Raw genomic sequence first — 19,000 nt, 5'->3', positions numbered from 1 at the left:
GGAGGGAAGCGAATCTTATTTAGAACTCAGTTTAGCAGTTCGGTGGACGAGTATCAGCTCGCCTGCATAAAATGCGGGAACCATCCCTCGAAAGCATTGTTCAGCTCTTCAACTGACGCACTGATTTTATCACCAAGAACAAGAGTATCACCCCCTGTCTTACCGATTTCTTCTGTGCTGATACCAGCGTCGATCGCATCTTCCAAGAAGGCAGCGAGCTTTTCCTCTGCCACAGTCACAACATAGCGACTTTGATCTTCACCAAACAGAATGGCATGAGGATGTTCGCCAGTGATTTTTACATCAGCGCCGAGCTTGCCTTTGATTGCCATTTCAGCAAGTGCAACAGCAAGACCACCAGATGAGATGTCGTGAGCTGCTGTGATGCGGCCTTCGGTGATAACTTCGCGTACGAACGTACCTGTCAGCTTCTCAACTTCAAGGTCTACCTGAGGAGGGGCGCCTTCATCGCTGCCCAGAATTTCCTGCAGATATTGAGATGAACCGAGGTGTTTACCTTTGCCACCCAGCACGACGATTGTTTCACCAGTGCTAACGAATGCACTGCCAACGCGTTTGGTTACGTCTTTCAGCAGGCCAACGCCACCGATTGCAGGTGTTGGAAGAATACCTTCGCCGTAGGTTTCGTTGTACAAAGACACGTTACCGGAGACGATTGGGGTTTCCAGCACTTCGCACGCTTCACCAATGCCCTTCAGGCAGCCAACGAACTGGCCCATGATCTCTGGCTTCTCAGGATTGCCGAAGTTCAGGTTATCAGTGATTGCCAGCGGAAGGGAGCCAACTGCTGACAGGTTGCGGTAGGTTTCTGCAACCGCCTGCTTGCCGCCCTCATAAGGATTTGCGTTGCAGTAGCGCGGGTTCACATCTACGGAGAATGCGAGGCCTTTATCAGTGCCATCTACGCGGATTACACCAGCATCGCCGCCCGGAGTTGCTGCGGAGTTGCCCTGAATGAGGGTGTCGTATTGCTCATAGACCCAGCGACGGGAGGAGCCATTAGCTCCGCCGATAAGCTTCAGCAGGGCTTTTTTGTAGTCTGCTGGTTCGTCAACGGTGGTAGCTGCAAGTTCTTCTGGCTCAGCCCACTGCGTCCATGGACGGTCATATTCAGGAGCCTCGTCACCAAGTTCTTTGATTGGCAGATCGGCCATGACTTGACCGTGCTGCTTCACTACAAAGCGTAGGGTGTCTGTTGTTACGCCACAGATTGCGAAGTCCAGTCCCCACTTAGTGAAGATGGCTTCGGCTTCCTTTTCCTTGGATGGCTCAAGAACCATGAGCATCCGCTCCTGGCTTTCAGAGAGCATCATCTCGTAGGCAGTCATGTTTTCTTCGCGGGCAGGGACTTTGTCGAGGTCCAGATCAATGCCGAGGTTGCCCTTCGCGCCCATCTCTACAGCGGAGCAGGTGAGGCCAGCAGCGCCCATATCCTGAATAGCGATGACCGCGCCGGTCTTCATCAGCTCAAGGCAGGCTTCCATCAGGCACTTTTCAGTGAATGGATCACCGACCTGAACGGTTGGACGCTTCTCGTCGATGGAATCGTCGAACTCAGCGGATGCCATTGTGGCGCCGCCTACGCCGTCGCGTCCTGTCTTTGCACCAAGGTACACGACCGGGAGGCCTACACCTTTTGCTTCAGACAGGAAGATCTTGTCGGAATCGGCAAGGCCAGCTGCGAATGCATTGACGAGACAGTTTCCGTTGTAGGATTTGTGGAACTCAACTTCACCGCCCACTGTCGGGACACCGAAGGAGTTGCCGTATCCACCTACACCAGACACAACCCCTGACACGAGGTGACGGGTACGTGGATGATCTGGTTCACCGAAGCGCAGGGCATTCATGGCTGCGACCGGACGTGCACCCATGGTGAACACGTCGCGCAGAATACCACCAACGCCAGTTGCCGCGCCCTGATATGGCTCGATGTAGGATGGGTGGTTGTGGCTTTCCATCTTAAAGACGACTGCCTGCCCATCATCGATGTCAACAACGCCTGCGTTTTCGCCCGGTCCTTGAATAACACGAGGTCCGGTGGTTGGGAGTGTCTTCAACCATTTCTTGGAGGATTTGTAGGAGCAATGCTCGTTCCACATTGCGGAGAAAATTCCAAGCTCGGTGAAGGTTGGCTCTCTGCCAATCAGCTCCAGGATGCGAGCATATTCATCTTCCTTAAGACCGTGGGCCTCAATGAGTTCGGGGGTGATCTTGACGCTATTTTGGATCATCACACTCAGAAAATTTGGGCGCAGTGCGCCGGGGCCAAATGTCACGGGCTGCTTAACAGGATTCATAGTGAAAAGGAAACATCAGGACACCGAATTTTTGCGATTTTTGCGCCAGAACCGCGATAAAATGATGTCTGGAAGTACACTTCAGGTACTTTAGTATGCAAGTGCCAAACTTTTGACCTACCTGCAAAATTATTCACCATAGAGGTGCTGTTGCGTAACCCTTAAAAAGTGACTTCGCCTTTTAAGTCAGTAACGGAAAGGTGCATGTTGGGAAGTTGGAAACGGCTCCAGGTACCGCTGCCCTTAGCGGAGGCCCATTTTTCACTGCCACCCAGAATTGCCCACGTCCCGGAATATTTGCCACCTTCAATCGTGGAGACTTCAAAGCTGATGGCAAAAGGGGCCCCATTTTTGTCTTTAAGGCTGCACACGCCACCGCCCTGAATTTTTGAATTCTGCACGAGTGCGCCACCAAAGCAGCTACCTGAAACCAGCTCGAACGGATCTTTAGGATTTGCCCCCATGAAAACGTAGTCTGCGTTGATGCGTTTAAGGTTGAGTTGGTCGGTAATAATTGCGTTGTTATAGAGTCCAAAAGTCGCCAGTTGTCCTGTCTGTGCGAAACTTGCTGCTCGAACATCTATCTGCTCAGCTTGAGCGGAGACCAATGAGGCTATCAAGAAGAAAAACACTGCTGCAAACGTTGATGATGCAGAGACTGACTTCCGAAAGTGGGCCATTGGTTTTCTTTCTTCGGTGTTGGGTTGTTTTCCGTAAACTGCATACTCTTTGACAGATGCAATCACATCCACTGAACAGTTTTCAATGGAAGCTTTGAGAGCTGGTTAGCTTTCTGTTTCGTAGCTTGCAATGAGCGTGTGTTTAAAATTTACACTTTAGAAATATTCGTTAAATTGCTGTATTTACTACCTACTTTGAATTTAGAGGGATGGTTTTCACGTTTTTAAAACCCTCATTTGCGATGCTTTCTCGTGCCTCCAAATGGGCGCCTTTTGCCGGTGCTTAACGCTGGTTTGTCTAACAAGAATTCGCCGATATTTATGTTTTGCGTAGTGTCAGGTGAGCGGAGATAAAGGGTGCCTGGAGGCATTTATCAAATAAGTGGTCCGATCAAGGTGATCATAGGCGCATGCGCCTTGATCGGCGCTTATATGATCATAGATTACTTCTTCACCTACACCGCTGATGCTTATGTCTCCGCAGATGTGGTTTTGGTATCTCCTGAAATCTCTGGGTTTGTTACCGAAGTTCCTGTTGACCGGAACCAGAAAGTGGGAGCGGGTGAGCTGCTGATGCAGATTGACCCGGAACCATTCGCTCTGGCGGTTCAACAAGCCCGTGCTGATGAAGCGACTGCTCTTGCAAACCTTCGTCGTTCTGAAGCGGAAGTTCAGGTTGTTGAGGCATCTGTGACGGCAGCTGTTGCAAAGGTTGCTAACCTATCTGCACAACAGCAGCGTTTTGAAGAGCTGACAGACAACGGCTTCGTGACCCAGCAACGTCTTGACAACATTACACTTTCTCTGGAAGAGGCGAATGCAGAAACAGATTCTGCCAGAGATATGCTGCGTGCAGCAACACACCAGGTTGAAGTGATGCGGTCCACCTATGACGCAACAAAATCTGCCACTGCTCTGTCGCAATATAATCTTCGCAAATCTTCGCTTTTGTCTCCGGTTGATGGAGTTGTGAGCGAGTACTCGGTTAACCCTGGAAACTATGTGCTGGAAGGTGTGCCTCAACTGGCACTTATCACAAACAGCAACTGGAGGATTATCGCTAACCTGATTGAGCGACATGCAGCAAGGTTGACACCCGGTCAGACAGTCTATTTCCAGGTTTCCAGTGATCCCTATCGCATCCACAAAGGTACGGTAAGGTCCATTGGACGAGGCGTTTCGCGCATGGATGAGAGGCCGCGGGTGCTGCCATATATTCCTCTGACAACTGATTGGATCAGACTCTCACAAAGATTTCCTGTTGAGATCGACATGGGTGCGTATTTGAAGGATCACAAACCAATGCATGGGGGAGATGCGCGCATCTTCCTTCTGCATTAGGGAGGCGCGATGTTCTTCAATTATGCCTTTGGAATTCGCACAAGTCTGATGGTTACTCTGGCCTCTATCATCGCGCTGCTGGTGGATGCAGATGATCCGTGGTGGGCTGCCATGTCAGCCATGACGGTGGCGAATGCAGACTGGACCAATGTATGGCGCAAAGGAATGCAGCGTGTCATTGGGACGATTTCAGGTGGGTTTTCTGGATACTGGATAGCAGTTGCAGTCAAAAACTACGAGATTTTTCAGATGATTGCGGTAGGTTCTTTGGCAGCACTTGCGATTTATAAACGTATGGCGAGTCCAAACTACGCCTATGCATGGTTGATGGGTATTGTGACTGCGATGTTGGCTATCTACATCTCGCTCATCGAAATTGATCGACTGTTCTACTTGATGGTTGACCGGACGATAACAGTTTCAATTGGCGTTATTACGGCGGCCGTGGTCTCCTATTTCTTCCTAGAAGAGACCTCAATTGGTGTGGGCGTTGGTCCTTTTTTGACACCCAATATTGATAGTATGGACAAGAGTTGGGTGTTTGCGCTGTGCCTGAGTGGTGCGGCTGTCGCGATGATTGCACCAATTGTTTACGTGGGACACGATTTAGCAGCCATGGTGCAGATCATCATCACTTCGCTTGTCGTGCTCTACGGGCCGGTGGTGTCAGTGAAGAAATTTGCCCTGAACCGATGTCTAGGCTGTTTCATTGGAGGGCTTATGGGATTTGGGCTCATCGGTCTTGGGCTGCAATCTTTTTTCTGGTGGGCCCTGTTGTTAGCAATTGGATTGTTTTTTCTTGCATCGGTGCATCATGGCAAGAGCTATTGGGCCTATGCAGGTACCCAGGGTGGTTATGCATTTGTTATCGCGGCACTGGCCTCTGCCGGACCGGTCGATAATTTCAATCAAGTAATCGACCGACTTGTTGGAGTGATTTTGGGGGCTGTTATTGCGATTATTGTTCTGGTTGTTGTTCGTATCTGGCAGGGAGCAGATTTTCCTGACATTGAGCATATAAACCGCAAGAAGGCTCGTAAGGCTGCAGCCAAAAGGCCATAAAAAAGAGAGACTGCGAAATCGCAGCCTCTCTGTGCATCAAGAAAAGTGTTTGTGGTACAATTGATTAAAGAGCCCCGGTGTATTCACCGCGAGCGGGATAATCATTCTTGATGCAGAAGTCGAGAGCACCGAGCATTGGTTTAAAGTCAGGACGTGCAAATGGCATAGTCTGCACATTCCCGAAGTAGAGTGTGCCGTCAGGCCTTACAAAGAACAGACCTGGTTCAGCAAAGAGACCTGGTTCTTCGATACCGATAGACGTTTTTCCGCGACCTGCTGAAATGAACAGACCCCATTCACGTGCTTTTGTCAGAGTAACGCCATAACCAACGCGCAGTTTGTCTGCTTTAATCGCATTGGAAAATGTCTGGGCGCGGTCCTCTGTATCGGTTGAGAGGGCGATGGTTTTTACGCCACGTTCCTCAAACTCTGGTGTGAGGCGTTCCAGTTCTTTCAGGTAGGTCGCACAAATAGGACAGTGCAAGCCACGGTAAAAAACAACCAGAGTGGCAAAGTCAGAAGCGTCGGTTGAAAGATCGAATGTACCACCACCAACGAGGTTCGCAGATAAGCTTGGGACTGGCTTGCGAGGGATAAGCATTTTTATTCTCCTGAGCTAAATTTTCTTTTTGTAGCTTTGCTCAATTCGATTTTTTGAAAGGGCAATTAGCAGTGGTCGATTTGTACCTAATATGGTATTGAACGTTTAATTGCTTTTTGTTCGAAATAACTGACTGAGAGTTCGGATATGGCCACTGAGCTAGCTGAGGTGAAACCGAGAGAACTGCGATACGATCGCCTTTCTTCGCTTATTGAACGCTTTAAGGTGGAGGCTCATATTCTTAAAAACACTGAGGATGAAGTGCTTCAGGGCAACTTTTTTATTCTTCGGTGTATGCAAGGTTTCCGGAAACTTGTGTTTCTTCCTGCTAGCCCTCACAACCCCACTGAAGTTAAGCGCATCTGCGAGGATACTGTTGTTCTTGCCGGTGCTCGGGTTGAGTTCGGCGGGCCGGGATCTCAGTTGAGCACTGCTTTGCCTGACTACGTGGAGATCTATCTCAAGGATGCACCTGAATTGGAAAGCCTTGCTGCATTGGTGGTGGAAGAAGTGCTTTCACCGCGGTGCGGAAGTGCTGCCGTGATCAACCGCTTGTGTGAAGTGGTGGTGATCCGGTTGCTACGGCATGCTGTGCGATCCGGTGTTGCTTGCAGTGGTTTGATTGCCGGGTTGGCTCACCCCAATCTGGCGCAAGCGCTTGTTGCGATCCACGAAGACCCTTCCAAGCAGTGGCGTCTGGAAAGTCTTGCTGAGGTTGCTGGCATGTCGCGCACACAGTTTGCTGTGCACTTCAAGGAGATCATGGGTGAGACGCCGGGGTCGTATTTGAGTAACTGGCGACTGGCATTAGCTAAGTTGGATCTGGAAGCTGGGCGCCCTTTGAAAAGTGTTGCTGCAAGGGTTGGATTTGCCTCACCGACGGCGTTGTCGCGAGCCTATCAACGGCGCTACAATGAGCTTCCTCGCAATGTTGCATTGAAAACAGTTGTGGCTGCTTAGTGCAGATGCACTCTGCGTGTTTGTCCTAATGTCACATCTCTGCTTTATATGCTGCTCCGCTTTCTTTTGAGAATACGATTGAGCTGTCCATGAGTTTTACAGAACGTCCAACTAATCTGATGGAAGAACCTGCCAAAGGTCATGCATCGGAAGTCTTTTTTGCCTTCCTCAAGCTGGGCTTAACCTCATTTGGTGGGCCGATTGCTCATCTGGGTTATTTTCGTGAAGAGATCGTAAAGCGCAGGAAATGGCTTTCTGAAGAAGCCTATGGCGATCTGGTTGCTTTGTGTCAATTCTTACCGGGGCCGGCAAGCAGTCAGGTTGGGTTTGGACTTGGACTTATGCGGGCCGGACCTCTGGGCGCGTTGGCTGCTTTCTTCGCTTTTACGGCTCCTTCAGCGTTGCTGCTCTTTGGATTCGCCTATTGGGCAAGTGCTTTTGAAGGGCCTGTCGGCATGGGGCTTATCCATGGCCTCAAACTGGTGGCAGTTGCCGTTGTTGCTCAGGCTGTCTGGGGGATGGCACGCAATTTTTGTGCGGATCAACTCAGAGCCGGACTGGCTGTTTTGGCCGTGGTTCTTGTTGTTGCCTTCGGTGGTGCCGGCGGGCAGATCGCGGCGATTGTGGCTGGTGGGCTGGGAGGCTTCTTGTTTTGTCGCTCAGAACCCAAAGCCGAGGTGCATGAGGTTCTATTTGCTCCTAGACGTCGGGTTGGGCTGCTTTCTGTCATTTTATTTGCTGTGTTGCTTTTTGGTCTGCCCGTTCTGAGTGATGTTATTGTTGATCCGTTGCTGGGTGTGTTTGCCAGCTTTTACCATTCTGGTTCGCTCGTGTTTGGTGGAGGGCATGTGGTGTTGCCACTGCTGGAAGCCGAGGTGGTTGGTAAAGGGCTGGTGAGTGAGAGCTCTTTCCTTGCCGGGTACGGCGCGACGCAAGCCGTGCCGGGGCCTTTGTTTACATTTGCTGGATATCTGGGCGCTGAAATGCAGACTGGCTATGCAGCGTGGATTGGAGCAAGCATAGCGTTGCTGGGCATCTTCCTGCCGGGGGCGTTGCTTCTGATTGCCGGTCTGCCTTACTGGGCCGTGCTGCGTCAGACACCTTCTGCACGTGGCGTCATGGCTGGTGCAAATGCGGCTGTTGTTGGTGTTCTTGGAGCGGCCTTATATGCGCCTGTCTGGACCAGTGCGATCCTTGAGGCGAAAGACTTTGCAGCTGCGCTTTGCGGATTTGTTCTGCTGGTTTCCTTCAAGTCGCCGCCATGGGTGGTTGTGGTGCTGCTCGGCCTGACCGGGATTGGCTTTGCGTTCATTTAAGGACTTCAGAAAATAAAAAACCCGGAGTGCTGAGCATCCCGGGTTCTAAAACTTGTTTGCTTTGCTGATTAAGCAGCGAGGCTTTGCATTACGCTTTCAAACAGAGCACGGCCTTCGAGGCCACCATGAAGATCTTCGATAAGATTTTCCGGGTGAGGCATCATGCCGAGAACGTTGCCTTTGGCACTGGTGATGCCTGCAATGTCGTTGAGAGAACCATTTGGGTTGGTACCGTCAGCATAGCGGAATGCGACGCGGCCTTCGCCTTCAAGTTCTTTCAGGGTTTCAGCATCAGTAAAGTAGTTACCGTCATGGTGTGCCACCGGACAGCGCCAAACTTTGCCTTTTTCCATGTGCGATGTGAAGGCGCTGTTGGTGCTGGTGGTTTCCAGCATAACTTCCTTACACACGAAGTGGAGGGATGCATTGCGCATCAGCGCACCTGGCAACAGGCCTGCCTCAGTCAGCATCTGGAAACCGTTACATACGCCGAGAACGTGACGTCCCTGATCTGCTGCAGTTTTGAGAGCTGGCATGATGTGGGAGCGTGCTGCAATCGCACCTGAGCGCAGGTAATCGCCGTAAGAGAAGCCGCCTGGCAGGACATAAAGGTCTGCTTCTGGCAGTTCAGTTTCAGTATGCCATACCGTGGCAACAGACTGGCCGGAGATCTGCTCCAGCGCTTTGATCATATCGCGATCCCGGTTGGAACCGGGGAATAGGATCACTGCGGATTTCATGAATGTTTCCTCTTGGATGGAGGGCCGCTTGTTACAGACGAGATTTTACAGAAGTAAAAACACCGCAAGAACAGAGAGGGCAGCGGGCAAGCCAATAAAGATGATCGCTTTGATAACCATGAACCGGATGATCCGGCCTGTATCGTCTTGCACGTTTATGCCCTCGCAGATTCTGCTATCGGTTACAACTTACTTTTGAGCGAATTCTTGTCATGTGATTGAGTTCAATCACATGGAACGCGCTCTAGAGAAGCTCGATCGAGTAATTTTCGATGACGGTGTTTGCCAGTAGCTGCTCGCACATGGCTTCAATGTCAGCTTTTGCCTGAGCATCGGTGCGATCTGCCAGTTCAAGGTCAAACACTTTACCCTGGCGGATGCCTTCAACGCCTTCAAAACCAAGAGAACCAAGGGAGCCTTCGATTGCTTTGCCCTGGGGATCGAGAACACCGTTCTTAAGAGTGACGGTCACACGTGCCTTCATGGTTCTAACTGGTCCTTCCTTACCAAAATGAGAGATTCAAGCGGTTTGCATTGCGCCTGCCGCGAAAATCCGTTCTTTGCGCGCGTTCATAACGCGGGAATCTATACTGGGGAAGTGAAAATGAGCGCAGGTAGTGAGATAGTTCAATACCCGTGCGGTAGTTTGCTTGCCCCAAAAATGCAAAACGGGCCGCAGGGGCCCGTTCATTGATTATTTGACTAGCACTGGTCCAGAATGTCCCGGGCGGTCGTTGTCGATCAGGATACCAAGCCTGCGGGCTACTTCCTGATAGGCTTCAACCATGCCGCCCATGTTCTGGCGGAACCGGTCCTTATCCATCTTGTCGTTTGTGGAAGTGTCCCACAAGCGACAGCTGTCTGGAGAGATCTCGTCCGCGAGGACGATACGCATCATGTCGCCTTCGATCTGACGTCCAAGTTCGATCTTGAAATCAACGAGGCGAATACCGACGCTCATGAACAGACCGGACAGGAAGTCGTTGATGCGGATGGCGAGTGCCATGATGTCATCAAGCTCCTGAGGAGCGGCCCAACCAAAAGCGGTGATGTGTTCTTCAGAAACCAGCGGATCTCCAAGTTCGTCGTTCTTGTAGTAGAACTCGATAATGGAGCGTGGAAGCTGAGTGCCTTCTTCCAATCCCAGGCGTTTGCACAGAGAACCTGCAGCAACGTTGCGGATAACGACTTCGATCGGAATGATTTCGACCTGACGGATCAGCTGCTCGCGCATGTTCAACCGGCGAATAAAATGGGTTGGAATGCCCATGTTATTCAGATTGTTGAAAATGTACTCAGAAATCCGGTTGTTCAGGACACCCTTTCCATCAACGACTTCATGCTTTTCGTTGTTGAAGGCTGTAGCATCATCTTTGAAGTGCTGAATCAGCGTTCCCGGCTCAGGACCCTCATAGAGAATCTTGGCCTTGCCTTCGTAAATTCGCCGACGGCGGTTCATAGGCACTTACCATTGCGTTTGTAGAACAAGTCGTACGGGTGACGTCGAGGCTAAAACCACTTGCCTTGCAAAACATTCGAGCAAAAATGCTGCGAATGACCCTCCAGCACTGGTTTTCGCATCTTTCGTCATTGCGAAAATCGCGATCCCGCTATGCGGCGCGGAACTTAACCGACTTTTTGATAAAGCACAAATGGGTAATTCGAATGGCGTCAACGCTCTCTGAAATGCTGCTGACTACAACTAATGGCTTTTGACCTGCAAATAGAAGTTGCGTACAATGATTTACGTAAGTTATAGCGTGGCTTGTAAGAGGGGAGGGACCTTTTTACATTGTCTGAGCTAGGAGGGAATAGATGAGCACGTTTGACAAACGAGCTGATGCGTTTGAAGGCAGTTTCGCAATGGGTTCTGAGCTTGCTTTCAAGGCTACTGCAAGGCGCGATAAGCTGCTGGGCCAGTGGGCTGCTGAGAAGCTTGGTTTGGCCGGAGACATCGCAGAAGATTACGCCAAAAAGATCGTCCAAACGGATCTTAAAGAGCCAGGCGACGAAGACATTTTTGCTCGTATTTCCAAAGATTTTGCAGATGCAAGTGTTGAGCAGTCTGAACACCAGATTCGCCGCACTATGGAAGAGCTGATGGCTGTTGCGAAAAAGGAAGTTGCTGAGGAAGCATAAGCTGCACTTCTTAAGCAGGCTCACTAAGAGAGCCCTTAACTAGAGAATTTGCCGTCTTCCCTTGATATTGTCAGGGAGACGGCTTTTTTGTTTGAATGATAATTGTGTTTTAGAGCTGGTGCTGCGTGGTTTGTTGGTGCCTGTGCTTAATCAGATGAGGCATTGGATGACTGAGAATAAGTGTCTGGCGGAGAAATTGAGAGCAGGGCAAACCATTGTAAGCGCTTGGGCAAGCCTGCCTTCTCCAATTTTTTCTGATCTGTTTTTAAGAGGCGGCTACAAAGCAATCACGCTGGATTTGCAGCATGGTTTGCTGACCACCGCTGAAGCACGTGATTCTATCAAAGAGGTCATCAATGGTGGTGGGCATGCTGTTGCACGAATCTGTGTCGACGACTTTAAAAATGCCAGCTGGTTGTTGGATGTGGGTGCTGAAGTGATTATCGCGCCGATGATCAACTCAGTGGACGACGCAAAGAAGCTGGTGGAATTCTGCAAGTACCCGCCGTTGGGTGCGCGTAGCTATGGTGCTGTTGGGGCAACTATGGCAACTGGTGTTTCCATGGATGATTACTTCGCTGCGGCTGATGAAAAGACGCTCGCAATTGCCATGATTGAGACGCCAGAGGCCTATGAAGCGCTTGAAGACATTCTGGCTGTTGATGGTTTGGATGGCATTTTTGTTGGGCCTGCTGACCTGTCATTGACTGTTTCTGGCGGGAAGCGCGTGGAACCTGTTTCTGATGCTTCTCTGGCAATGCAGAAAGATATAGCCGAGAAAACTCGTGCAGCTGGGAAGATTGCCGGGATCTATTGTGTTTCCAAAGGGCATCTTCAGCATTCAAAGGCGGCTGGTTATCAGTTTATGACCTTTGGGACGGATTCGACCTTGTTCATCAATGCGGCTGCAGAAGCTGCAAGTTCATTGGATTAAGAAGGTCACTATACCTACAAAAAAGGCCGCCTCTGGGGCGGCCTTTTGCATTTCAGGATCAAAAAATCAGACCTGGGTAGCTGCGCGGATTGCTGCGATGTTTTCGCGATAGCTCTCCACAGTGCCGCCTTTGAAGACCGCGGAGCCTGCGACCAGTGTGTCAGCGCCAGCTTTTGTGACCAATGGAGCTGTCTCAGGGGTGATGCCACCATCAATCTGGATACGGATTGGGCGGTCGCCGATCATGCTCTTGATGCGCTCGACTTTCTCAATCTGAGAATGGATAAACTTCTGTCCGCCAAAGCCGGGGTTCACGGTCATGACGAGGATCAGGTCAACGCTGTCCAGAACGTACTCAAGGCAGCTTTCGTGTGTACCTGGGTTTAGAGAAACGCCTGCTTTTTTGCCCAGGTTGCGGATTGCCTGCAGGGAGCGGTGCAGGTGGGTGGTGGCTTCGGCGTGAACTGTGATGTAGTCCGAGCCTGCTTTTGCAAAGGCTTCAAGGTACGGATCACATGGCTCAATCATAAGGTGAGCGTCGAAGACCTTATCAGTGTGAGGGCGGAGCTTTGCAATGACGTCCGGACCAAACGTGATGTTTGGAACGAAGTGGCCATCCATGACATCCAGATGGATCCAGTCGGCTCCAGCTTCAACAACATCACGAACTTCTTGCCCCAGCTTAGAAAAGTCTGAGGCGAGAACGGAAGGGGCGATAACGAGCGGCTGTGCCATAGCAGGGATTCTCCTAGATGTGCCCAATTTGTTGTGCGGCTAACATGGACACACATGAGAAGCAAGTGGTGCGAACAGCGCAGCTTGCCCCCGTTATGCCTAGGTTGTTGCCGTCTCTGCCTTACCAATGAGTATCGCAACGGGTTTAAGGATCCATGGAAGCAGATAAATCGGGAACTGAGCAAAGGCGAAGAAGAGCCAAGCCAATTCTGGAATTGTCCCCCCGAGTGCCGCAACCATTAAACCGAGATTACGGCTTCCAGTGCCATAAGCTGCGATGAATGCTGTTTGCCGTCCGGCTGGTGAGAAGATCAGGAAGGTCACGAGCAACTGCAGGGCGGCAATGGCAAATACGCCGACAAACAGAGCAGCGGCTTTGAAAGGCGCAGTGAGTGCAAAGCTGGTGACACCATCCATCGCTGCAACCGCAAAGATAAAAAGAACGATGCAGTTTAGTCCGTTGATGTGATCTGTCGCCTCGGTGATCCGCTTGGCACCAAGAAGATAATAGAGGAGACGCCCAAGCCCCGCAGAGCCGATCAGGAACATCGTCAGGTTGGTTGCCAGTGATAATGGGGAGACCTGAAGTGTATCCGGCAGCAATAGATAGGCAAACAAAGCGGTGCTGAGTGGAGCGATGATCAATGACAGGGTTGAAATAGTGAGGGCGAGGGCTCCGTTGAGGCCAAACATCCAGATAAAGATCGGCGTAGACATAACGGGTGGAGCTGCGGACACCATAAATAGTGCTGTGAGCACTCCGAGGTCGATCTGATCCAGTCCGATCATCAGACAGGTGAGAGTTGCCAACAGTGGAAGAATAAGCATTTGCCATAACATTGCGGCAATTGCCGGAAGAGGGTGTGTGAGTTGTTGCGCGATAGCCGCGTTGTCTACACGAATAAAGCTCAGGGTTAGCAGAATAAAGATTGCGGGCGTCAGAAGGATACGCAGGGCTTCGGCAATTCCGGGCAGGAAAAGGCCAAGGAAGATAGAGATGGCGACTGCATTGGTGCCGTTTCGCCCCAGAAACCGCAGGAGTGAGTTGATCAGCTTGAGGCCGCTTATAACGAATGTGGGGGAAGGCAATGTTTAGTCCACGCGAAAACTTAAGTGCAAGAGATCGCGCGACTAAACCATATCAGTCGAGTTTGAGCAAACATTTCGGAGTTTCGGCGACTGCGCGTAAACTAACTCCGATTAGGTTGGACAAGAAACCTTAGCTGACAAACTCTTTAAGAGGTAACGCAACTGTTTCCTTAATTGTCGAAACTACAATGCGTGACTGAACATCTGAAACCAGAGCGTTGTCCAGAAGTTTCAAACGGAGGAAGTCGTCATAGGACTTTATATCTGTGGCGACCACTTTGATGAGATAGTCCACTGCGCCGGTGATGCGTTCGCATGTAACAACTTCGGGCCATACCCCAATTAGCCTGTCGAATGTTTCCATGTTCTCGCGGCTGGGTACAGTGAGCTTAACAAAAGCATATGCGAGAAAGCCAAGACCGACTGCTTCGCGATCAACCAGCGCTGCCGTCTGCTTGATAACGCCAGTCTCCTTGAGTTTCTTAATTCGCCTCCAACAAGGAGTTTGGCTCATACCGGCTTCTTTAGCGATATCTGCGATGGATTGGGATGCATCTTTTTGCAGAATCCGCAGAACTCGGATGTCGGATGGGTCCAATAAGGAATTTTCGCTCATGTGCCCTCTTAGGAATAATTTTTCGACTGAGTACGTATTTGTCGGTAGGATAGCACAGAAAGCACGCAAAAAAAGGATCACTATGGGTTAGGACGAAAGAATTGGTTTTGGCGGGGGGGACCGTCCACAGCCATGATGGGAGAGGAGCTCATTGAATGAACGTAAGTGTGCCACCGATCAGCTTACATGACAAATACACAGCTGAAACAGGCAATGTTTACCTAAATGGTATTCAGGCACTGGTACGACTGGCGTTGGATCGCGGTCGATTAGATCGTGCTAAGGGATTGAAAACAGGCGGTTTTATTTCAGGATACCGCGGTTCTCCAATTGCTGGTTACGACACGGAGCTTCAAAGATCACGTCAATATCTCGATCCGCTGGATATTCAGTTTCAACCGGGAGTGAATGAGGAACTGGGCGCCACAGCGGTGTGGGGATCTCAAAAAGTCAGACAGCACGGCAAGGGCTCAGCCTTTGATGGCGTCTACGGCATCTGGTACGGGAAGGCACCAGGTGTAGATAGAGCAGGTGATGTGCTGCATCAGGCAAGTGCTTCTGGAACCGACCCAAATGGCGGAGTTGTGGCACTTGCGGGCGATGACCATCTGGCAAAATCTTCCATTTTGCCTGCTCAAAGCGAGTTTTTTTTCCAGCACGCAGAAATTCCGGTTCTCAATCCGGCTGACATTCAAGAAGTTCTGGATTTTGGCTTACATGGGTTTGAGATGTCCCGTTACACCGGCCTGTGGAGTGCATTGATTTGCCTTGCAGATACGATGGATGCATCTGGTGTTGTTTCTGTTGATCCAAGGCGTATGGCATTCTCACGCCCTGCTGCGTTTGATCCACGTAAGAATGCTGAGTTGAACCGAGTGCTGTTGCTTGGCAACAGGCTGGAGACAGAACGACTATTGCGTGACATCCGCATGCCTGCGGTTTTGGCGTATGCAAAGGCGAATCGTCTCGACCATGTTGCCTATGGTGCGCAGAAGCCGCGTATTGGCATGGTTGCAACAGGTAAGGCGTTTCGTGATTTGTGTCAGGCGCTTCGCCTTATGGGAATTACAGATCAGCGGGCCAAGGAGATTGGGCTGGCGGTTTATAAGGTTGGTATGCCTTATCCGCTGGAGCCAACAGCGTTCTCAAGTTTTGCGCGTGGCGTTGAAAAGATTTTGGTAGTGGAGCACAAGCGTGCGTTTATTGAGCCACAAATCAAAGAGATTGCTTACAACTGGCCGAGTGATCAGCAGCCGAAGATCCTTGGTAAGAAAGATGCACAAGGGGAGCCTTTGCTCTCTGATGTTCTGGAGCTATCCATTGATGAGATGATCCGCGTGATCATGAATTTCCTGCCTCAGGAATACGTCAATGACGAGATGCGTTCTGTTGCTGATTCCATGATGCGTCAACAGATGTGGGCTCAGGGAAATGGCGAACTTGCAGCGCGTTCCCCTTACTTTTGCTCTGGTTGCCCTCACAACACATCGACTGTGGTGCCTGAAGGGTCTCGCTCGATGCCGGGCATCGGCTGTCATGCGATGACCGAGATTAATGGCCGAACCACTGATGGCCAGATTGCCATGGGCGGTGAAGGTTCTCTCTGGGTGGGACAAGCGAACTTTGCGCGTGATGAGCATGTGTTTGCCAATATGGGGGATGGAACTTATTTCCACTCCGGTATTCTGTCGATCCGTCAGGCCGTTGCTGCGCGTGTGCCAATCACCTTCAAGATCCTTTACAACGATGCTGTCGCGATGACGGGTGGTCAGGAGATCGATGGGTCTCTTACCGTGCCGCAGCTTCTCAATCAGCTGCATGCTGAGGGGGTTGAGAAGGTTGTTCTGCTTAGCGAGAACCCAGAGGACTACTCTGGCCGTCAGGATCTTGCCGTTACCGAGCCTGTGCATCACCGTGATGATCTGATGAAGGTGCAGAACGAACTCAAAGAGTTCAAAGGTGTTTCTGCAATCGTGTTTGATCAGACCTGTGCTGCCGAGAAACGCCGCCGCCGGAAGAGAGGGTTGTACCCTGATCCGGATTTGCGTTTGTTCATCAATGACCGTGTCTGTGAAGGGTGTGGTGATTGTTCTGTGCAGTCCAACTGTCTTTCTGTTGAGCCAGTTGAGACGGTGTTTGGTGAAAAGCGCCGTATCAATCAGTCTTCCTGTAACAAGGACTTCTCTTGTGTAAAGGGGTTCTGCCCATCCTTTGTTTATGTGAAGGGTTCGAAGCTGCGTCAGGCAAAGCCTGCTGATTTCGCGCTTGATGAGTTTGTGAAGCAGCTGCCAGACGTTCAACTGCCATCACTGGAGAACACGCACAACCTGCTGGTCGCCGGTATCGGTGGTATGGGTGTTACGACCATTTCCGCGATTATCGCAATGGCGGCACATATTGACGGGATCAAAGCGTCTACGCTCGATATGACTGGTCTTGCTCAGAAGGGGGGACCTGTAACGTCCCATGTGCGCTTTGCTGCTGCGAGTGACACAATTGAAGGGCCGCGTGTGCCGCCTGCACAGCTGGATGTGCTGATTGCAAGTGATATGCTGGTTGCAAGTAAGGCTGAGCAGCTTTCCCTTTATCATAAGAGCAGGACGCATGGCTTTGTGAATACAAACGTCACGCCGACCTCTGAGTTTGTGATGAAGCAGCAGCTTTCCTTTGATGAGCATAAGATGAAGCGGACGCTGGAACAGGGGACGCTTGATCTGAGAGCGCATGATCTGGCGAACATTGCTGAGAAGCTGCTGGGTGATACGATCTACACCAACATGATGCTCATCGGGTTGGCTTATCAGGCTGGTACTTTGCCAATTACAGCACAAGCCATTGAGAATGCTATCTCATTGAATGGTGCAGCTGTTGAGAAGAACATCAATGCCTTCCATGCAGGCCGTGTTCTTTACTCCAATCCAGATGCTATTTTTGCAGCTCTTCCACGTCAGGAAGCTGTGAAGGTGATGTCACTGGACGAGAAGACTGCCTTCTTCGCGAAAGAGCTTACCGCCTACCAGAACAAAGCCTACGCCAATAAGTATCTCGACAAGATCTCAGAGATCAGAGCGCGGGATGAAGAGTTTGGTCCGGGCTCTCTTGAGGTGACGCATACTGCGGTTGAGATGCTTTACAAGGTGATGGCTTACAAAGACGAGTATGAAGTTGCACGTCTTTATAGTGAACCAGAATTTCGTAAGAATCTTGAAACCCAGTTCGCGGATCCAGGTGAGTTGCAGTTGATGCTGGCTCCTCCGTTCCTGCCAGGTAAGTCAGATCCAAAGACTGGTCGACCTCAGAAACGGGCGTTTGGTCCTTGGATTTTCAAGGCATTCGAGATGCTTGTTTCCCTGCGGAGCCTTCGCGGTACTGCGCTTGATCCATTTGGGTATGCACGGGAGCGTAAAGACGAGCGAGCATTGCTCAAGCAGTACCAGGAAGATCTCTTTTTGGCTGGTGGAAAACTTGGTACGGCCAATTACGGATTGTTACGTGAGTTTCTCAATTTGCCCGATTCTATTCGGGGCTATGGTCCGATCAAGGACGAGAACCTGAAGCTTGCGCAACTCAGGCGCGAAGAGCTTCTTGGGAGACTTGAAGAAGACCCGACAACAGTCACCTTTAAAGAAGCAGCCGAATAACCTTCGTTATTGGCGGAAAACAAACAATGCCGGCTCTGAAAAGGGTCGGCATTTTGTGTTTCAAGTCACAGTTACGTGAACTAATTCTTGATATGCGTTTTCCCACGGGCAGCTATCTCAATTTTCTCAAAATTCGAACTTGTCTTTTTTTTGGTCTTCCTCTAAAACCGACCGGACGGTACAAAAACCGACTGGACGGTACAAAAACCGACCAGACGGTACAGGCTCCGGTTAGAGGAGAGGGATACCAGCGTGGAAACAACAGCAGAACATATCCTGGATGCAGTCGAGCGTCTGGTTTGCATTGAAGGAACTCGTAAGCTGACCATTGATGCCGTGGCGGCTGAGGCCGGCATGTCCAAAGGCGGAGTGCTTTACAATTTCCGGAGCAAGCATGAGCTGTTGCTGGGTGTGATCCGCAGAGTTGTCTCTGAGGTTCGCGAACGGACGTACACGCTGAGCGACAAGTTGACAGAGCAGGGAGTTGCCTGTCCCATTTTGCGGGCAAGCTTCCAGATCTACAAGGAATACAGAGAGAAAACTGCTCCGAAAGCCTTGTTTGCTCTTGCAGCTCAAGAGCCCGAATTGGTTGCTGAATTTCAGGATATGAGTACTGAGTTCGGACGTGCAATCAGTGGTGAGGTTAGTGACCCGGTTATGGGCCACATGTGTTTGCTCATAATTGACGGACTTTATTATCGCCAGGCGCTGGGCATTGAACACTGCAGCACTGACGAAATCGATGGACTTATTGATCGCGTGTTGGAAATCACCTCCCAGAATGACCGGTACGCCAAATTGAACGCTGAAGCTGGAAACTAAGGT

The 19,000-nt window shown here is 50.7% G+C and carries 18 protein-coding genes; 8 read left to right on the top strand and 10 right to left on the bottom strand.

The features are described from left to right. Nucleotides 1-53: 53 nt before the first annotated feature. Together purL and PsAD26_RS22210 are read right to left on the bottom strand one after the other, a co-directional pair. Nucleotides 54-2,258, bottom strand: a complete 2,205-nt coding sequence (gene purL, locus PsAD26_RS22215) for a phosphoribosylformylglycinamidine synthase subunit PurL (protein WP_063312243.1) — start codon at nucleotides 2,256-2,258, stop codon at nucleotides 54-56. A 224-nt stretch (nucleotides 2,259-2,482) separates the two neighbouring features. After that, nucleotides 2,483-3,073 carry a hypothetical protein gene (locus tag PsAD26_RS22210; protein ID WP_208985809.1) on the bottom strand — a complete coding sequence of 197 codons (591 nt, stop codon included), beginning with the start codon at nucleotides 3,071-3,073 and terminating at the stop codon, nucleotides 2,483-2,485. 285 nt (nucleotides 3,074-3,358) lie between these two features. Between PsAD26_RS22210 and PsAD26_RS22205 the strand changes: the two genes are divergently transcribed. Both PsAD26_RS22205 and PsAD26_RS22200 read left to right on the top strand, forming a co-directional pair. Next, nucleotides 3,359-4,342, top strand: coding sequence for an HlyD family secretion protein (locus PsAD26_RS22205; protein WP_208985808.1), 984 nt, complete (start codon nucleotides 3,359-3,361; stop codon nucleotides 4,340-4,342). Between the two features lie 9 nt (nucleotides 4,343-4,351). After that, nucleotides 4,352-5,404 carry an FUSC family protein gene (locus PsAD26_RS22200; protein ID WP_063312163.1) on the top strand — a complete coding sequence of 351 codons (1,053 nt, stop codon included), beginning with the start codon at nucleotides 4,352-4,354 and terminating at the stop codon, nucleotides 5,402-5,404. A 64-nt stretch (nucleotides 5,405-5,468) separates the two neighbouring features. Here the strand turns inward: PsAD26_RS22200 and PsAD26_RS22195 are convergent, their stop codons facing one another. Continuing rightward, nucleotides 5,469-6,005 carry a peroxiredoxin-like family protein gene (locus PsAD26_RS22195; protein ID WP_063312162.1) on the bottom strand — a complete coding sequence of 179 codons (537 nt, stop codon included), beginning with the start codon at nucleotides 6,003-6,005 and terminating at the stop codon, nucleotides 5,469-5,471. A 147-nt stretch (nucleotides 6,006-6,152) separates the two neighbouring features. On the opposite strand from PsAD26_RS22195, the gene PsAD26_RS22190 reads away from it, so the two are divergent. Both PsAD26_RS22190 and chrA read left to right on the top strand, forming a co-directional pair. After that, nucleotides 6,153-6,965: an AraC family transcriptional regulator gene (locus PsAD26_RS22190; RefSeq protein ID WP_063312161.1), complete on the top strand. Its 813-nt coding sequence runs from the start codon at nucleotides 6,153-6,155 to the stop codon at nucleotides 6,963-6,965. Between the two features lie 89 nt (nucleotides 6,966-7,054). Continuing rightward, a complete protein-coding gene (chrA, locus tag PsAD26_RS22185) occupies nucleotides 7,055-8,281 on the top strand; it encodes a chromate efflux transporter (RefSeq protein WP_063312160.1) in 1,227 nt (408 codons plus the stop codon). 68 nt (nucleotides 8,282-8,349) lie between these two features. Here the strand turns inward: chrA and purQ are convergent, their stop codons facing one another. The 4 genes from purQ to purC all read right to left on the bottom strand — a co-directional run bounded on the left by purQ (nucleotide 8,350) and on the right by purC (nucleotide 10,480). Next, nucleotides 8,350-9,021: a phosphoribosylformylglycinamidine synthase subunit PurQ gene (gene purQ, locus PsAD26_RS22180; protein WP_063292758.1), complete on the bottom strand. Its 672-nt coding sequence runs from the start codon at nucleotides 9,019-9,021 to the stop codon at nucleotides 8,350-8,352. 45 nt (nucleotides 9,022-9,066) lie between these two features. Next, nucleotides 9,067-9,174, bottom strand: a complete 108-nt coding sequence (locus tag PsAD26_RS30265; protein ID WP_193757775.1) for a phosphoribosylformylglycinamidine synthase-associated small membrane protein — start codon at nucleotides 9,172-9,174, stop codon at nucleotides 9,067-9,069. A 91-nt stretch (nucleotides 9,175-9,265) separates the two neighbouring features. After that, a complete protein-coding gene (gene purS / locus PsAD26_RS22175; protein WP_057462573.1) occupies nucleotides 9,266-9,505 on the bottom strand; it encodes a phosphoribosylformylglycinamidine synthase subunit PurS in 240 nt (79 codons plus the stop codon). A gap of 210 nt (nucleotides 9,506-9,715) precedes the next feature. Then, nucleotides 9,716-10,480 carry a phosphoribosylaminoimidazolesuccinocarboxamide synthase gene (purC, locus tag PsAD26_RS22170; protein WP_008548091.1) on the bottom strand — a complete coding sequence of 255 codons (765 nt, stop codon included), beginning with the start codon at nucleotides 10,478-10,480 and terminating at the stop codon, nucleotides 9,716-9,718. A 356-nt stretch (nucleotides 10,481-10,836) separates the two neighbouring features. On the opposite strand from purC, the gene PsAD26_RS22165 reads away from it, so the two are divergent. After that, nucleotides 10,837-11,160, top strand: a complete 324-nt coding sequence (locus tag PsAD26_RS22165) for a DUF1476 domain-containing protein (protein WP_063292757.1) — start codon at nucleotides 10,837-10,839, stop codon at nucleotides 11,158-11,160. Nucleotides 11,161-11,326: 166 nt separating this feature from the next. After that, on the top strand, nucleotides 11,327-12,094 hold the full coding sequence (locus PsAD26_RS22160; RefSeq protein WP_063312159.1) for an aldolase/citrate lyase family protein: 768 nt from the start codon (nucleotides 11,327-11,329) through the stop codon (nucleotides 12,092-12,094). Nucleotides 12,095-12,160: 66 nt separating this feature from the next. Here the strand turns inward: PsAD26_RS22160 and rpe are convergent, their stop codons facing one another. From rpe to PsAD26_RS22145, 3 genes are all read right to left on the bottom strand, one after another. Next, complete coding sequence (gene rpe / locus PsAD26_RS22155; protein WP_063312158.1) at nucleotides 12,161-12,829, bottom strand: ribulose-phosphate 3-epimerase; 669 nt, start codon at nucleotides 12,827-12,829, stop codon at nucleotides 12,161-12,163. Between the two features lie 99 nt (nucleotides 12,830-12,928). After that, complete coding sequence (locus PsAD26_RS22150; protein ID WP_063312157.1) at nucleotides 12,929-13,918, bottom strand: hypothetical protein; 990 nt, start codon at nucleotides 13,916-13,918, stop codon at nucleotides 12,929-12,931. Nucleotides 13,919-14,048: 130 nt separating this feature from the next. Next, entirely contained in the window at nucleotides 14,049-14,534 is a 486-nt protein-coding gene (locus tag PsAD26_RS22145) for an Lrp/AsnC family transcriptional regulator (RefSeq protein ID WP_008547660.1), read from the bottom strand. Between the two features lie 155 nt (nucleotides 14,535-14,689). On the opposite strand from PsAD26_RS22145, the gene PsAD26_RS22140 reads away from it, so the two are divergent. Together PsAD26_RS22140 and PsAD26_RS22135 are read left to right on the top strand one after the other, a co-directional pair. Next, nucleotides 14,690-18,175 (top strand): indolepyruvate ferredoxin oxidoreductase family protein, encoded by a 3,486-nt coding sequence (locus PsAD26_RS22140; protein ID WP_063312156.1) that lies wholly within the window; start codon nucleotides 14,690-14,692, stop codon nucleotides 18,173-18,175. Between the two features lie 252 nt (nucleotides 18,176-18,427). Continuing rightward, nucleotides 18,428-18,997, top strand: coding sequence for a TetR/AcrR family transcriptional regulator (locus PsAD26_RS22135; RefSeq protein WP_063312155.1), 570 nt, complete (start codon nucleotides 18,428-18,430; stop codon nucleotides 18,995-18,997). The last annotated feature ends 3 nt before the right edge of the window (nucleotides 18,998-19,000 follow it).

The organism is Pseudovibrio sp. Ad26, from assembly GCF_001623285.1.
GTDB classification, from domain to species: Bacteria; Pseudomonadota; Alphaproteobacteria; order Rhizobiales; family Stappiaceae; genus Pseudovibrio; species Pseudovibrio ascidiaceicola.
This window is presented reverse-complemented; position numbering and strand designations above follow the sequence as displayed.

What these genes read in the sequence shown, in the direction of transcription:
- PsAD26_RS22200 (WP_063312163.1), top strand. Translation starts at nt 4,352, where the DNA reads ATGTTCTTCAATTATGCCTTTGGAATTCGCACAAGTCTGATGGTTACT.
- PsAD26_RS22195 (WP_063312162.1), bottom strand. Translation starts at nt 6,005, where the DNA reads ATGCTTATCCCTCGCAAGCCAGTCCCAAGCTTATCTGCGAACCTCGTT.
- PsAD26_RS22190 (WP_063312161.1), top strand. Translation starts at nt 6,153, where the DNA reads ATGGCCACTGAGCTAGCTGAGGTGAAACCGAGAGAACTGCGATACGAT.
- chrA (WP_063312160.1), top strand. Translation starts at nt 7,055, where the DNA reads ATGAGTTTTACAGAACGTCCAACTAATCTGATGGAAGAACCTGCCAAA.
- purQ (WP_063292758.1), bottom strand. Translation starts at nt 9,021, where the DNA reads ATGAAATCCGCAGTGATCCTATTCCCCGGTTCCAACCGGGATCGCGAT.
- purS (WP_057462573.1), bottom strand. Translation starts at nt 9,505, where the DNA reads ATGAAGGCACGTGTGACCGTCACTCTTAAGAACGGTGTTCTCGATCCC.
- purC (WP_008548091.1), bottom strand. Translation starts at nt 10,480, where the DNA reads ATGAACCGCCGTCGGCGAATTTACGAAGGCAAGGCCAAGATTCTCTAT.
- PsAD26_RS22165 (WP_063292757.1), top strand. Translation starts at nt 10,837, where the DNA reads ATGAGCACGTTTGACAAACGAGCTGATGCGTTTGAAGGCAGTTTCGCA.
- PsAD26_RS22160 (WP_063312159.1), top strand. Translation starts at nt 11,327, where the DNA reads ATGACTGAGAATAAGTGTCTGGCGGAGAAATTGAGAGCAGGGCAAACC.
- rpe (WP_063312158.1), bottom strand. Translation starts at nt 12,829, where the DNA reads ATGGCACAGCCGCTCGTTATCGCCCCTTCCGTTCTCGCCTCAGACTTT.
- PsAD26_RS22145 (WP_008547660.1), bottom strand. Translation starts at nt 14,534, where the DNA reads ATGAGCGAAAATTCCTTATTGGACCCATCCGACATCCGAGTTCTGCGG.
- PsAD26_RS22140 (WP_063312156.1), top strand. Translation starts at nt 14,690, where the DNA reads ATGAACGTAAGTGTGCCACCGATCAGCTTACATGACAAATACACAGCT.